Annotated in this window: 13 protein-coding genes; 4 read left to right on the forward strand and 9 right to left on the reverse strand. The window is 56.4% G+C overall.

Going from position 1 to position 14,680, the window contains the following annotated elements; translation table 11 throughout:
* Window positions 1-71: 71 nt before the first annotated feature.
* The 8 genes from psbC to apcD (IQ254_RS14450) all read right to left on the reverse strand — a co-directional run bounded on the left by psbC (window position 72) and on the right by apcD (IQ254_RS14450) (window position 7,996).
* Entirely contained in the window at window positions 72-1,493 is a 1,422-nt protein-coding gene (psbC, locus tag IQ254_RS14415) for a photosystem II reaction center protein CP43 (protein ID WP_193966865.1), read from the reverse strand.
* A 129-nt stretch (window positions 1,494-1,622) separates the two neighbouring features.
* Window positions 1,623-2,681 (reverse strand): photosystem II D2 protein (photosystem q(a) protein), encoded by a 1,059-nt coding sequence (gene psbD / locus IQ254_RS14420; protein ID WP_193966851.1) that lies wholly within the window; start codon window positions 2,679-2,681, stop codon window positions 1,623-1,625.
* A gap of 200 nt (window positions 2,682-2,881) precedes the next feature.
* Entirely contained in the window at window positions 2,882-3,415 is a 534-nt protein-coding gene (locus tag IQ254_RS14425) for an allophycocyanin (protein ID WP_193966852.1), read from the reverse strand.
* 70 nt (window positions 3,416-3,485) lie between these two features.
* Window positions 3,486-3,641 (reverse strand): hypothetical protein, encoded by a 156-nt coding sequence (locus IQ254_RS14430; RefSeq protein ID WP_193966853.1) that lies wholly within the window; start codon window positions 3,639-3,641, stop codon window positions 3,486-3,488.
* Entirely contained in the window at window positions 3,638-6,025 is a 2,388-nt protein-coding gene (locus IQ254_RS14435) for a phycobilisome rod-core linker polypeptide (protein WP_193966854.1), read from the reverse strand. The genes IQ254_RS14430 and IQ254_RS14435 overlap by 4 nt, the downstream gene beginning before the upstream one ends.
* A 62-nt stretch (window positions 6,026-6,087) precedes the next feature.
* The gene (apcD, locus tag IQ254_RS14440) at window positions 6,088-6,567 is read right to left on the reverse strand and encodes an allophycocyanin subunit alpha-B (RefSeq protein ID WP_193966855.1); all 480 of its coding nucleotides are present in this window, start codon (window positions 6,565-6,567) and stop codon (window positions 6,088-6,090) included.
* A gap of 244 nt (window positions 6,568-6,811) precedes the next feature.
* A complete protein-coding gene (apcB, locus tag IQ254_RS14445; protein WP_193966856.1) occupies window positions 6,812-7,297 on the reverse strand; it encodes an allophycocyanin subunit beta in 486 nt (161 codons plus the stop codon).
* A 222-nt stretch (window positions 7,298-7,519) separates the two neighbouring features.
* On the reverse strand, window positions 7,520-7,996 hold the full coding sequence (gene apcD, locus IQ254_RS14450; protein ID WP_193966857.1) for an allophycocyanin subunit alpha-B: 477 nt from the start codon (window positions 7,994-7,996) through the stop codon (window positions 7,520-7,522).
* A 586-nt stretch (window positions 7,997-8,582) separates the two neighbouring features.
* Between apcD (IQ254_RS14450) and IQ254_RS14455 the strand changes: the two genes are divergently transcribed.
* A complete protein-coding gene (locus IQ254_RS14455) occupies window positions 8,583-9,425 on the forward strand; it encodes a photosystem II manganese-stabilizing polypeptide (protein ID WP_193966858.1) in 843 nt (280 codons plus the stop codon).
* A 261-nt stretch (window positions 9,426-9,686) separates the two neighbouring features.
* A complete protein-coding gene (gene psbF, locus IQ254_RS14460; protein ID WP_193966859.1) occupies window positions 9,687-9,821 on the forward strand; it encodes a cytochrome b559 subunit beta in 135 nt (44 codons plus the stop codon).
* A 90-nt stretch (window positions 9,822-9,911) separates the two neighbouring features.
* Here the strand turns inward: psbF and psbV are convergent, their stop codons facing one another.
* Complete coding sequence (psbV, locus tag IQ254_RS14465) at window positions 9,912-10,427, reverse strand: photosystem II cytochrome c-550 (RefSeq protein ID WP_193966860.1); 516 nt, start codon at window positions 10,425-10,427, stop codon at window positions 9,912-9,914.
* Window positions 10,428-10,993: 566 nt separating this feature from the next.
* Between psbV and IQ254_RS14470 the strand changes: the two genes are divergently transcribed.
* Both IQ254_RS14470 and psaA read left to right on the forward strand, forming a co-directional pair.
* Window positions 10,994-12,199 (forward strand): photosystem II q(b) protein, encoded by a 1,206-nt coding sequence (locus IQ254_RS14470; RefSeq protein WP_193966861.1) that lies wholly within the window; start codon window positions 10,994-10,996, stop codon window positions 12,197-12,199.
* An 88-nt stretch (window positions 12,200-12,287) separates the two neighbouring features.
* Window positions 12,288-14,642, forward strand: a complete 2,355-nt coding sequence (gene psaA, locus IQ254_RS14475; RefSeq protein WP_193966862.1) for a photosystem I core protein PsaA — start codon at window positions 12,288-12,290, stop codon at window positions 14,640-14,642.
* Window positions 14,643-14,680: the final 38 nt, after the last annotated feature.

The following is a 14,680-nucleotide window of genomic DNA, read 5'->3' on the forward strand; positions in this document are numbered from 1 at the left end:
GATCGCCCCAGAGAGAAAAAGCGGGTAAACCTACGAGGACAGCCAGCCAGATTCACCCGCGATCGCTATACCTATCGTTCGCTGGGGTCGATGGGCGGCATGGAGAGCACCGGCTCGTTTTTGCGATCGATGCCGACAATGAACCCCGCCGCCGTCGCCCGCGCCAGCCCGGCGTGCCACCAGTGCCCCACTAAGAAGAAGAAGGCGAAGATAAAGTGGGCCGAGGCCAGCCAGGTGCGCGGCGAAACGTAGTTAAACGCGTTGGTTTCCGTCGCCAGACCGGCCACCGAGTTGATCGAGCCCAGGGGGGCGTGGGTCATGTATTCTGAGGCGCGGCGCACCTGCCAGGGCTGGACGTCGTTTCTGAGTTTATTTAGGTCTAGGCCGTTGGTGCCGCGCAGGGGTTCTAGCCAGGGAGCCTTGGCATCCCAAAAGCGCATGGTTTCGCCGCCAAAGATAATTTCTCCACTGGGCGATCGCTGTAGATACTTACCCAACCCGGTCGGCCCCTGGGCCGACGCGATGTCGGCCCCCAAGCCCTGGTCGCGCACCAAAAACACCAGCGACTGCGCCTGGGATGCCTCGGGAATCGTCGGGCCGTAGAACTCGCTGGGGTAAACCGTATTGTTAAACCAGATGAACGCCGTGGCGATAAAGGCCTGCCCGGCAATGTTGCCCAGGCTCTGGGCCAGATAGGTTTCCCCACTCCAGGGGTAGAGGTTGTGGGTCCAGCGCAGGGGCGGTACCAAAATGTGCCAAATGCCGCCGATCACCAGCAGCGAGCCGATCCAAATGTGGCCGCCGATCACGTCTTCTAAATTGTCGACGCCGATAATCCAGCCGCTGCCGCCGTAGGGGCTATGAAACAGGTAGCCAAAAATAATCCGGGGGTCGAGGGTGGGGTTGGTGATCAGCCGCACGTCGCCGCCGCCCGGAGCCCAGGGGTCGTACAGGCCGCCCCAGAACATGGCTTTGCAGACAAACAGCAGGGCAAAAATGCCCAGAACACCGATGTGGAAGCCCAAAATTTGGGCCACCTTGGCGCGATCGCCCCAGTCAAAGTCAAAATAGCCCGAGAGCTTTTCTGGCCCGCGCAGGGCGTGGTAGAGGCCGCCAAAGCCCAAAATCGCCGAGCCAATCAGGTGAATGACCCCGATGGCAAAGAACGGGAAAATGTCGATGATTTCGCCGCCGTGGCCGACGCCAAAGCCCAGGGTGGCAATGTGGGGCATGAGAATGCAGCCCTGCTCGTACATGGGCTGGGCCGGGTTGTAGTGGCTCACCTCAAACAGCAGCATGCCCCCGGCCCAAAAGGCCAGTAGGGCCGCGTGGGCGATGTGGGCACCCAAAAAACGGCCAGTTAGATCGGTGGTGATCAGTCGAGCATTGCCTGCCCACCAGGCGTAGCCGCTGGATTCCTCGTCGTAGCCAGCTTTATTGGAGGTATTGCGATCCCCTTCGTTAACGAAGGGGGTGAGGGTGTTGAGCGAAATGTTGTCTAGTGAAGATGCGATCGGTTCTATGGGGGTTTCCACAGGGGTTAAATCTCCTTGAAAACAGTCAATCTTGAAAAGAAACTGATGAGCTGGGTGAGGGGCGCACCGCGGTGCGCCCCTCACCCCCTATTCACCAACGCCGCGAGGCAGCACCTCTTCGGGGAAGACAAACTTTTTGGCGGGTTGGTCAAGCTCGCTCATCCAGGCCCGCACCCCTTCGTTGAGCAATATATTTTTGGTGTAGAAGGTCTCAAACTCAGGGTCTTGGGCCGCCCGAATTTCCTGGCTAACAAAGTCGTAGGCCCGCAGGTTAAAGGCCAGGCCAATCATGCCGATGGCGCTCATCCACAGGCCTGTGACCGGCACAAATAGCATGAAGAAATGCAGCCAGCGCTTGTTTGAAAACGCGATGCCAAAGATCTGCGACCAGAATCGATTGGCGGTCACCATGGAATAGGTTTCCTCGGCCTGGGTGGTCGAAAATCCTTTAAAGGTGTTTTTGCCAGTGGAGTCTCTATACAGCGTGTTTTGTACCGTCGCCCCGTGAATGGCGCAGAGCAGAGCCGCCCCCAGCACCCCGGTCACCCCCATCATGTGAAAGGGGTTGAGGGTGTAGTTGTGAAATCCCTGGAAAAATAAGAGAAATCGAAAGATAGCGGCGACGCCGAAGCCGGGGCCAAAAAACCAGCTCGACTGCCCCAGGGGATACATCAAAAAGGTGGCCACAAAGACCGCAATCGGGGCAGAAAAGGCGATCGCATTGTAGGGCCTGAGACCCACCAGCCGCGCCACTTCAATTTGCCGCAGCATAAAGCCCATTAGTCCCAGCACGCCGTGAAACGCAATGAAATTCCACAGTCCGCCGATCTGGCACCAGCGGGTAAAGTCGCCGCCGGCCTCTGGCCCCCACAAAAACAGCAGGGAATGCCCCATGCTTTCCGCCGGGGTGGACACCGCCACGGTTAAAAAGTTGCAGCCCTCTAAATAGGAGCTGACCAGGCCGTGGGTGTACCAGGAGGTCACAAAGGAGGTGCCGGTAAACCAGGCCCCAATGGCAAGATAAGAACAGGGAAATAGCAGCAGCCCCGACCAGCCAATAAACACAAAGCGATCGCGCTTGAGCCAGTCGTCAAGGGTGCCAAGCCAGCCCTGGGCCGACTTGAGACTGCCCATGGTAGTTGTCATAACGTAGTCCTCTGGGTTCAGAATGATGGTTTGAAAGCTAGATATAGGAATAGGCGAGTACCTAGTACTGAAAGGCAGAAGGCAGAGGCAGAGGACGCATCCCAGATATCACAAGGGTTTCCGCGTTAGTAAATAGGTGAGTTATTGCCGCCTCAGAATGCCTGGCCGATATAGGTTGCCGTGCTGTAGAAAGCTGTGGTTTACACCACCGGAATACTCTCGCCAACGCCGTCGTTGATGAAGTACGGCGGGCCGGGTAGAGCGATGTACTGAATGATTTGATCGAAGTACGGAATCACCTCCTCGGCGGTGGCGGCGTCAAGCTGTTTAATCGCCTCGGCCTTGAGACAGCGCATGTATTGCAGAATGTTGGTCAGGGGAATGCCGACGTTGGCATAGAGATCTTTCATGCCGGTGAGGCCAATCTCTTGCAGGGGCCGGTCGTTGCCTGCCAGCAGGCAGTAGCTGATCAGGCGAATGTACCAGCCCACGTCGCGTTTGGCCGATGCCGTTTTGATCCGGTTGCCAGAGTTGCTGGGGGTTCTGGGGCAAATTTTCCAGAACTGCCGGGTGCCCTTTTCCACAATGGTGGGGGCCTTGGCCTCGAGTTGTTTGACGAGCTGAATGCGCTCTGCCCCAGACTGGCAAAAGGTTTGAATCATGCGCAGTTCCCCAGGGGTGGGGTAGCGCAGCTCTTCGTCGGCGTTGAGAATAACTTGCTTGATTAAACTCATGGATTTATGCAGAAAGTAAACAGGTGAAATCGTTGGCGTTTATATTCAGTTCCAATCCAGCGGGCTGAGCTTAGATTCTGTAAACCTGAATGCCGCCAAACCAGCCAATGGCAATGCGATAGCTGAAGATAGCCCGCAGCTTTTTGCGCCAGTGAAAGATAGCTGCCAATGGGTTTGGCCAAAGATTCAGGGGCCGGTTAGCCGCAGAGAGGTGGGTTCGGGTCATGGTGAATTGGCCTCCGAGGGCTGGGCCGCTGTCGCCATCGGCTCGGGCTTTGCTGCCGGAGGCGAGGACGGATGCCCGTTGTGGGCTGCAGCCTCCGGGGCGAGGTTGGGTACTGGCGATGGTGCCATTGACGCTGGCTCCGCCTGGCGATCCAGCACCGCTACGGCAGAAGCACTCTGGGCGGTACTCTGGGCAGCACTCTGGGCGGCACTCTGGGCGGCACTCTGGGCAGTACTCTGGGCGGCCATCCACTCGCCAGCGATGGCGGGGTTGTGGCGGGGCTTGCCCCAGGCGGTGGGGCCCTGGGGCGATCGCAGGGCATAGCCCCGGGGGGTCAGGTAGCGATCGTAGGGCACCGTTTCATCCCCAAATACCTGGGCGTATTCAGGGCTGTCGATGATGGCATCGACCAGGGCATAAAAGCCCGCTTTACCGGCGATGTCGTAGTAGCGGTTGAGCTCTGCGCGGCCATAGGTGGGGCGGCCCAGCAGGCGGCGGTGAATGCATTCAATTGACTTAGTGATGTACAGGTTTTCCCAATACATCTGTCGAAAGGCACGGGAGTAGGCGAGCTGGCGGACAAAGTCTCGCAGGGTAATCTCGCCGCCCTTGAGTTTGGTTTCGGCCACATCCTGCCGCTGGCTGTCGAACACCTCGCGGCCAAACACCTGACGGTAGGCTCCGAGAATGACAGCATCCATAGAGTGATGGGCAAGATTCACGTTGGGGCCCTGGGGATGGCTACCCCGCTCGGGCTGGTGGGAGGGCTCCAGCTTAAACACCGACTGGCCAAACAGCCCCGGCACTCGGCCCAGGTGGGCTGAGGCATTGGGCTCAACGTGCCCATTGTGTCGCCGACCATTCTGCAGCCCGCTGCTGATTAAAATGCGGCGGCTAGTCGAGCTAAAGTGGGCCGGTTGGGCACTGGGGTGGCGGGTTTCGTCGGGGAAGATCGCCCCAAACTGAATCTCTAAGGGGTCGTTGCCCACGCCGTAGGGGTGCTGATCGGGCAGCGGTTTTTGGGCGCGGGCAAAGGTGGTGACAAACTGAGGTACCTTGCGGGCCGGGGCGCTGTACTTAAATAGGTCAAGCTGCGGCCCCCAGTTGCGGCATTCCTGCGCCTCTATCCCTAGACCCCTGAGGTAGGGTACGGTCTCTTCGCCAAAGTAGTCGGCGTACTCCTGGGAGTCGACCAGGGCATCGACCAGGGCGGGCAGGCCCCCCTCGGAGATCACGTCGAAGTAGGTCTGAAATTCTTCTAGGCAGCTCAGCCCGCGACCCAAGAAATGCCGATGGGCCAGCTCAATCACCCGGCTAATCGTAAACGGCTCGTAGAACTCGCGCCGGTAGAGCCGCGATTTGCCCAGGTGCCGCACAAACTCTTTCATGGAATACAAGCCGCTTCTGAGCTTTGACTCCAGATCGCTCGCGGCCAAGCCGTAGGCCTGGGTTACATCGCGCTCAAGCACCTGGCGGTAGGCGGCGCGAATGGCCTCCTGAAGTTCGGTCTCCGACAGCCCTGGTTTAACGACTAGCTTGGGCGTCGGCAGCGCGCTCTGGTAATAGCTCTGGGGCAGGGGCTGCCCAGGGTGGAGTTTCGACACGCCAATGCGCAGCCGATCGTCGGGCTTTTCCACCAGGTAGTCGGTGATCAGTACCTCAAAGTAGCGCTTGACCAGGGCGGCGGCATTGCTATCGGGCAGCAGGCACTGACCCGCCTTCCACTGCATTTCTCGCAGGGCGACGACGGTGGCCAGCGTCACATCTTCGGGAATGACGCCCCGCAACCCCCGAGTGTTGACGGTGATAATGCTGGTGTCGCCCGCCACCATGGCGTAGGTGACGTAGCGCAAAAACCAGGCCAGATCGCGCATCGAGCGCTTCATCCGCGCCGTGCCGTACTTGGCAATGCTGATGGTGCGAAATCGACTGGGAACGCTGGGCCGACCCTGGGCAAAGAGTGACGCGATCTGATCCACCAGGGTATTGGTAGAGTCGATTGACTGAGGCTCTTTGAACTGGGTTATTGAGGTGCCCTTGCCACGTCGGTGGCGGACGTTAGCCGACAAATAGTCTTCGCCGATGTAATATCTTGAACCGGGCATGCCGATGGGGTCGGTGGGCCGTTCGAGATAAGCCATCGGCGAACCGCCGGTAAAAATACGGTTGGCCCCTGCGGCCACAATTTTGTCGGCGTTTTGCGTCAGCGCGGCAGCGATTTCCAGGCGCTTTTGCCCCGACTCAAAAAAGGCCGAGAGGGTTTTGAGCTCGCTGGATTTTGGGTAGCGATCGCGCTGTTCGGCCTCGGCAATTACGGCCGTGGGCACGGTATGAAATGCTTGCGGGTGAGTAACTGGGCTGCCCCCGTTGGTCCGATTAGTCATGGTGGGTATGGCTCGCTTGGGTTGGTTGGGCAATACGGCTGGCGAATATGGCTATCGCTGATCTAGGGCGTCATGCCCTGAATCAGGTAGTCAAAGTAAGGCCCCACTTCGGCCCTGTCTTCAAGGGTGAGCAGATCCAGGGCGGCGTCTTTGAGGCAGCGCATGCACTCGACGACGTTTCTAAGCGGAATTTCTAGCGACCTGTACATTTCCTTAGCGCCCTTCAGACCGCTGGTCTGGATCGGGTCAATATCGCCAACCACAATGGCGTAGGTAATCAGCCGCACGTACCAGCCCTGATCGCGCAGGCAGGAAGCCCGAAAAGTAGGGTTGCCGCTGTTGCTGGGGGTAATCTGACAGCGCTGCCAAAACGCTTCGCTGCCTTTCTCGACAATTTTTTCGATGTTGGCTGTCAAAATTGAGGCAATCCGCAGACGCTGATCGCCGTCTTCAAAAAAGCTGCGCAGGGCATTGAGTTCGCCCTGGCTCAGATAACGAGCCTCGCGATCGGCATTGGCGATCGCTTGAGTAATGATGCTCATGGTTTGATCACGATAGTTACATCAAGGGCAACAAAGGAGTATCGACTTAAAGCGGGATAAATCTCTGAGGCAGCCGTCAGAAGTCAGGAGCCAAGAATCGAGAGCTAGGAGCGCGCAGCTTTCTGCCCTCTGCCTTCTGTCTTCTGTCTTAGTTGAGGGTGATGCGGGTGTCCAACCGTCAAATCGACACCCGCCATCTCCCCTTAACGCGTTCCGGGAGAGCAGAACGCATAGATGACACGCGCTAGCTCAGCCCCGTGCAAATGTGGTCAAAGTAGAGCCCCATTTCTTTGCCGGCGTCTGCGCCGAGCATTTCGGTGGTGACCTCTTTCATGGCCTGCACCGCCCGCACCGTCGCCCCCACCGGCACGCCAAGGGAGTTATAGGTTTCGCGCAGCCCGTTGAGCACGCGCTCGTCTAAAATCGACGGGTCACCGGCCAGCATGGCGTAGGTGGCATAGCGCAGAAAATAGTCCATATCGCGCACGCAGGCGGCGTACCGACGACAGGTGTACATGTTGCCGCCGGGGGCGGTGATATCGGTATAGAGCAGCGATTTGGCGGTGGTGCGGGTGACGATGGTAGACGCATTAGCGCTGATGGTCATGGCGGCTCGGGCCCGCAGTTCGCCGCTGCGAAAGTAGTCTTGCAGGTTGTTGAGTGACGACTCATCCAGATATTTGCCCTGGGTATCGGAGGTGTTAATCAGGGTCGTAATAGCGTCTTGCATGGGTTAATTCCTGCGATGTAATAGTTGTTAAACAAATCGATTGATTGCTCAGTAAAGAGCCCCAACTCAACAATGCTGTGATGTGGTGACATTGGCGCAGCTATGGCTGTAGGGCTATTAGCCCAACGGGCCACTGCGGTTAGTTGAGATGCGTTACGCGGGGCGTTGGCGCACCCTACACTCAATGCCATTTCCCCTCAGGAGGGGGTGGGGCTCAAGCTTTTAGGACAACGAGTGAATAATCAAATCAAAGTAAGGGGCGACTTCAGCGCCATCTTCTTCACTCATTAGAGACATGGCTTCCTCTTTGAGGCAGCGCATACACTCGGCAATATTCCGAATCGGAATTTCCAGGTTGTTGTACATTTCTTTAATGCCAACGGTGCCAATTTCTTCGAGGGGTCGCTCACTACCTGCCAAAATTGAATAGGCAATTAGTCGTACATACCAGCCTTGATCGCGCTGACAGGAGGCTGTTTTACGCTCGTTGCCGCAGTTGCTGGGGGTGTTAGGACAGCGTTCCCAAAATCTGGCGCTGCCGTTTTGAACGATTCGCTGCTCGTTTTCGGCTAGGATTTTGGCGATGCGAATGCGCTGCTCTCCGGTTTTTACGAAATCTTGGTAGATGCGTATTTCCTTAGGAGCCGGATAACGAGCCTCACTATCTGCACTCAAGATTAGTTCTGTCACCAAACTCATAATCTATTATCTCCAAGCGGGTTGACGAAGTGTTTGAAACTGTTGAATAAATCTTCCGATCAAGGGTTGGTAGGAGAATAAGCGATAAAAATGAAGAACCTATGAAGCATGAATTTTGCTTCAAGAAACTATATGCCTCGAGGATTTGACGGACGCAGCAGGAAGTCCAGGCAGATAGTCCGGGTATCAACATGATCTAGGGCAAGTCTGGGTGTGGGGATTTAGAAGCCAGGAGCCAGCAGGCCGCGCTCTCCTAACTCCTACTCCTGGCTTCTGACGGCTATCTAATAAATTTGCCCCGCTTTAAACCGATACCTTTTCATACTGAGTACCGATAAGTAGCTGGGTTAATTCAAATGTAGGATGGGTTAGCGATAGCGTAACCCATGCAGGTGTTGGGTTTCGTTCCTCAACCGCAACCTACACGGTCTTATATTTGATTGGGTCTTCCTACTTAGCGTCTTCCCAGGAATTTCAGAGTTTAGTGCTTCAATCAATGATTGTCCTGGGTGTGGCCTAGGCGGCAGCGTCCTTCTCTGTTGTCCAGAAAGCCGCAGTAAACCCTATGCCAAAGAGGTCAATTTTTATGCGCTATCGCACCTTGGTTGCTGTAGTTTTAGCCCTTTGCCTGGGGCTGATTACAGCGTGCAGCGGCAGCCCCCGAGCGGGAGATCAAGCTTTGAGCTATGACCAAATTAAAGGAAGCGGGTTGGCTAACCTATGCCCGCAAATTTCTGAAACCCGGCGAGATGCGATCGCCATTGCTCCTAATCAGTCCTACACCCTAGAGGAGATGTGTTTACAGCCCACCGCCTTCTTGGTTAAGCAGGAGCCGTTGGTCAAGCGCGCCAGCGCCAGCCAGGCCACCCAGTTTATGCCCACCAAGCCGCTGACCCGAGCTAGTTTTTCCATTGACCAGGTCAGTGGAGTATTAAAAGCCGATGCCGACGGTCGCCTGACCTTTATGGAACAAAGCGGCTTCGACTTTCAGCCGATTACGGTGCAACTCCCCGATGGCGAGCGCGTGCCGCTGCTCTTTTCTATCAAGGGGCTGGTGGCGCAAACGCTGGAAGCGGCCAAGAGCATCAACCCCTTAACCCAGTTCAGCGGCACCTTTCAGGTACCGGCCTACCGCACCGCAGGCTTTTTAGACCCCAAAGGGCGTGGGGTTATGGTGGGCTACGATGCCGCCGTAGGCTTACCCCCCCAGGCCGATAGTAAAGAGTTTCAGCGCTCGAATACAAAAGTCTTTGAGGTTGACGAAGGCACGTTGACCCTGCGGGTAGAGCGGGTAGACCAGGGTACCGGAGAAATCGCGGGGGTGTTTGAAAGCATTCAGCCCTCGGATACCGACTTTGGCGCTAAAGATCCCATGGATGTCAAAATCCAGGGTGTTTTCTACGCCCGACTGAACTCAGAAATGGCCTAGTTTTGAAAGGCAGAAGGCGGAAGGCAGAGGCAGAAGGCAGAAGGCAGAAGGCAGAAGGCAGAAGGCAGAAGGCAGAAGCAGAAGGCAGAACGGGAATTCCAGGTCTGACCAGGGTTTTCGCGTTAGTCAACCGGTGGGCTACTGCCGCCGTAGAGCACTAGCCCCAGAGAAGTTGCCAAAGATGAGTCCCTCACAGACTTAGGCCCAGCAACATATTTTCGATAGCACGTTTTACTGCTGTGATAATTATGGAGAACCCCCATGGCTAACTACAACGTTGATCAGCCGCAGTCATATCCTATCTTTACCGTGCGGTGGCTAGCGGTTCACACCCTGGCTGTCCCGACGGTGTTTTTCTTGGGTGCGATCGCGGCAATGCAGTTTGTCCAGCGCTAGGCTGCCCTATCGGCTGGCGACAATAAACTTCCAACAAAAAGGTGCTCAGGCATGGCCTGAGCACCTTGGTTTATAGCTTGCTCCGGTGGATTAGCGTCCAGGCTTGCCGCTGGCCCAGATGCGACCAATAATATTGGGCTGGGCTAACACATAGCCAGAGATATCCGCTAAATCTTGATCGGTGAGCGTCTTCATTCTGGGGAATAAATCGACCCTGGCCGTGGAGGGATGAAGTTCTTCCAGTGACCCTAGGCCGTCGTAGGTGGTGGGATTTTTCAAGTAGTCAATAATTCCTTCTAAATTGTCGCGAGCAGGGAGTGCTAAGGCCAGAGTCTGTGGGGCCAGACTAATATCTGGATTGGGCTTAGTAATGCCGTCTAAATGGCAAGCAGAGCAGGTGCCGTTAAATTTCTTGCGACCGTTGGCAAGCTGTTGTTCGGTCAAGGTGATGACATCACCCGATGCGTTGAGCGGCACCGTGCGGGCCGACTCGCTGATTTCAATAGCGAGGGCGGCTTTAGTGGGTATTTGAAAAGCTATAACTATAGCTAGGCCAACTATCAGGAGGATTCTTCCTGGCATAAATTTTTCAAAAAATTGAGCCATTAAATTATCCTTAAAAGCGCTTCAGTAGGTTTGAAGCTACCATATTTCTATGTTTTTTATTCTGATTAAGTAGACTTAAAAAATATTTCTTTAGATGAAAATAAAGATTAATAAAACCCTTGAATTCATCCATAATTTAGCGAAAGATTCCCAAGAAATTCATCTTTTTGTGCTCTGTTCTGGAAGCGATCGCGCCAGCAGATTGGCGGGTACATCCCATTTCTGTAAGTGTCTGCCTGATGGCCACAGGGGCAGGGATCCACGGTGCAGAGACTCGTTGGCTTAGGCAAACCCATCTCTATGTCTCCCCTATCTCTACCTCTCCTAGAAGGGAATGTTTACCCCGTTCTTTCACAGCTTGTCCTGAGCTAAATTTGGGGTGGAGGAAGTCCTTCATTTGCTTGGGCCAGAGAACTTTCAACCCCTTAAATGGGCGTGTAACGTTCCTTAAAGCAGATTTTCACATTCATAGGTTCTTCATTTTTCTCTTCTAGGTTAAGCAGTAATTGAGCACGGCCAACCCTGCGTTGGAGGGGGTGCCGTCAGTTTTGGTTGAGGAACTACTTATGACCACACAGCTTGGTAGAACGGTTGCCATCAATCGTTCTAGCCAACTTGAAGCCGCAGAGATAACTCGCCGCACACCGGCTGGTTTAGGGCGCAGACAAATTAACCCTTGGGAGCGCTTTTGTCGGTGGGTAACGAGTACTGAAAACCGCATTTATGTTGGCTGGTTTGGGGTGCTTATGATACCCACGATGGCTACGGCTGCCACCGTGTTTGTTCTGGCCTTTATCGCCGCTCCAGCGGTAGATATGGATGGCACTGGGCGAGCCATTTCGGGCGCCCTGCTTGACGGTAATAACCTGATTAGTGGGGCCGTGGTGCCGACATCGGCGGCCATTGGGCTACATTTTTACCCCATTTGGGAGGCCGCCTCTTTGCAGGAATGGCTGACCAACGGTGGCCCCTATCAGCTGATCGTGCTGCACTTTGTGATTGGCATCATCAGCTATCAAGATCGGGAGTGGGAGCTGAGCTATCGCCTGGGCATGCGCCCCTGGATTTCGCTGGCGTTTACGGCTCCGGTGGCGGCAGCGGTGTCGGTGCTGCTGATTTATCCGGTGGGCCAGGGGAGTTTTTCTTCGGGTATGCCCCTGGGAATTTCCGGCACCTTCACCTTCATGCTGCAATTTCAGGCCGACCACAACATTCTGGCCAGCCCATTTCACCAGCTTGGGGTAATTGGCGTATTTGGCGGGTCGTTGCTCTGTGCGGCCCATGGTTCTCTGGTGACCTCGGCAGTTATTCGCCCGGGCGTTGGCGAAGCCTCTCGGGAGCATCGCCCCTTGGGGTGGAAGAAACCCGCCTGGGCCGTGAGACCCGGTCAAACCTATAGCTTTGACTATGCCCAAGCCCACCAGGAGAAGCTGCTCTGGCGAGGCATGAAATTTAAAGATTCGCGATCGCTGCACTTTTTCCTGGCCGCCTTTCCGGTTGCGGGGATTTGGTCGGCAGCGTTGGGAGTGGATATGGCCGCCTTTGGGTTTGATCGATTTTCGGTGGGCGGTGCCATGGAGAGCTATGCCCAAAAGACCGTGGTGCCCACCTGGGCCGACCTCGTAACCCAGGCCAACCAGGGCATTAAGGCCATTGAAGAGACAGACACCATGTCGGTTCCAATTTTGCTGAGTGCCGCCGCCGATCGCGCAGCAGCCGCTGCCGACGATGGGGGTCTGCTATTGCAGCAAGTCAGTGACCCCTTGGGCTAGCAACGACAAGGCTAACGCCAACTTATTAGCCCTGGGCTAACGCCAGATGGTTAGCAACAGATTGTTTAGTGACAGAAGGAGCGTTTCCATGACAGCCAGTCCTCCGGAGCAAAGGCAACCGGTCAGGGTTGTTGTCGATACTAATCCGGTGCCCACATCTTTTGACAAATGGGCGCAGCCGGGTCATTTTGACCGCACCCTGGCCCGAGGCCCCAAAACCACCACCTGGATTTGGAATCTCCACGCCGACGCCCACGACTTTGACAGCCACAACAGCGATTTAGAAGATATTTCGCGCCAGATTTTTTCGGCCCATTTTGGTCACCTGGCGGTGGTCTTTCTGTGGCTGAGCGGCATGTATTTTCACGGGGCCAGGTTTTCTAACTTTTCATCCTGGATGACCGACCCTGCTCACATCAAGCCCAGCGCCCAGGTGGTGTGGCCAATCTTTGGCCAAGAACTGCTCAACGCCGACATGGGCGACGGGTTCCGGGGCATTCAAATTACCTCGGGGTTGTTTCAAATGTGGCGGGGCGAGGGGTTTACCCACGAGTTCCAGCTGTTTTGGACGGCCATGGGGGCCCTGGTCATGGCGGCGCTGATGCTGTTTGCGGGCTGGTTTCACTACCATGTGCGCGCCCCTAAGCTGGAGTGGTTTCAGAATGTGCAGTCGATGCTCAACCACCACCTGGCGGGGCTGCTGGGTCTGGGCTCTTTAGGCTGGGCCGGGCACCTGATTCACGTGGCGGTGCCCACCAACAGACTGCTGGATGCGGGGGTGCCCTTGGACAAAGTTCCGCTGCCCCACGACTTTATTCTCAATAAAGCCCTGATGGTGGATCTGTACCCCAGCTTTGCCCAGGGAGTAAAGCCCTTTTTCACCCTGAACTGGTCGGCCTATACCGACTTTCTCACCTTTAAGGGGGGGCTCAACCCGGTCACTGGGGGACTGTGGATGACCGACATAGCTCACCACCATGTCGCCATTGCCGTGTTGTTCATCGTGGCGGGGCACATGTACCGCACCAACTTTGGCATTGGCCACAGCATCAAAGTGATGCTAGAAGACGCCCGCACCCCCAAAATGCTGCCGTTTTTGAGCTTCATTGGGCCGGTAGGGCACCGGGGCCTATTTGAGGTACTGACGACTTCTTGGCATGCCCAACTGGCGATCAACCTGGCTATGCTCGGTTCGCTCAGCATTATTGTGGCTCAGCACATGTATGCCATGCCGCCCTACCCCTACCTGGCCACCGACTACGCCACGGTAACGTCGCTGTTTACCCACCACGTCTGGATTGGCGGCTTTCTAATTGTGGGGGCTGCGGCCCACGCCGCCATTTTTATGGTGCGCGACTACGACCCGGCCCAAAACGTCAACAACGTGCTGGACAGAACGCTGCGCCACCGGGACGCGATTATTTCGCACCTGGCCTGGGCCTGCCAGTTCCTGGGCTTCCACAGCTTTGCCATGTACTGTCACAACGACACCATGCGCGCCTTTGGTCGCCCCCAGGACATGTTTTCGGATACGGGCATTCAGCTGCAGCCGATTTTTGCCCAGTGGGTGCAGCACATTCAGACCATGGCGGTGGGGGCCAGCCTACAGGCGGCAGAGCCCTTGGGCAACGTGTTTGGCGGCCTACGCAATATTGATCTGGCGGGTATTGGGGTGACGGCCCCAGGGCTTAGCGGCCCGGTCAGCCATGCCTTTGGCGGCGGCGTGGTGGCCGTGGGCGGCAAGGTGGCGATGATGCCGATTCCCCTGGGCACCGCTGACTTTTTGATTCACCACATTCACGCCTTCACCATCCACGTAACGGTGCTGGTGCTGCTGAAGGGGGTGCTGTTTGCCCGCAGCTCTCGACTGATTCCCGATAAGGGCGAACTGGGCTTCCGCTTTCCCTGCGACGGGCCGGGGCGGGGTGGCACCTGCCAGGTTTCGGCCTGGGACCACGTCTTTCTGGGCCTGTTTTGGATGTATAACTCCCTGTCAATCGTGATTTTTCACTTTTTCTGGAAGATGCAGTCGGACGTGTGGGGCACGGTGGATGCCGACGGCACCATTGCCCACATTACGGGGGGCAACTTCGCCCAGTCGTCGATTACCAACAACGGCTGGCTGCGCGACTTTCTCTGGGCCCAGGCCAGCCAGGTGATTAGCTCCTACGGGTCGGCGCTGTCGGCCTACGGGCTGTTTTTCCTAGCCGGGCACTTTGTCTTTGGCTTTAGCCTGATGTTTTTGTTCAGCGGGCGGGGCTACTGGCAAGAGCTCATCGAGTCGATTGTCTGGGCCCACAACAAGCTGAAGATTACGACAGCGATTCAGCCCCGCGCCCTCAGTATTACCCAGGGTCGCGCCGTGGGGGCCGCCCACTACCTGCTGGGGGGCATTGTCACCACCTGGGCCTTTTTCCTGGCCCGCATGGCGGCGGTGGGGTAACGGTTCAAATCCCCGACCGGGGGGGTGCCCCTACGGGC

Origin of the sequence: Nodosilinea sp. LEGE 07088 (assembly GCF_015207395.1) — a bacterium.
Taxonomy (GTDB): domain Bacteria; phylum Cyanobacteriota; class Cyanobacteriia; order Phormidesmidales; family Phormidesmidaceae; genus Nodosilinea.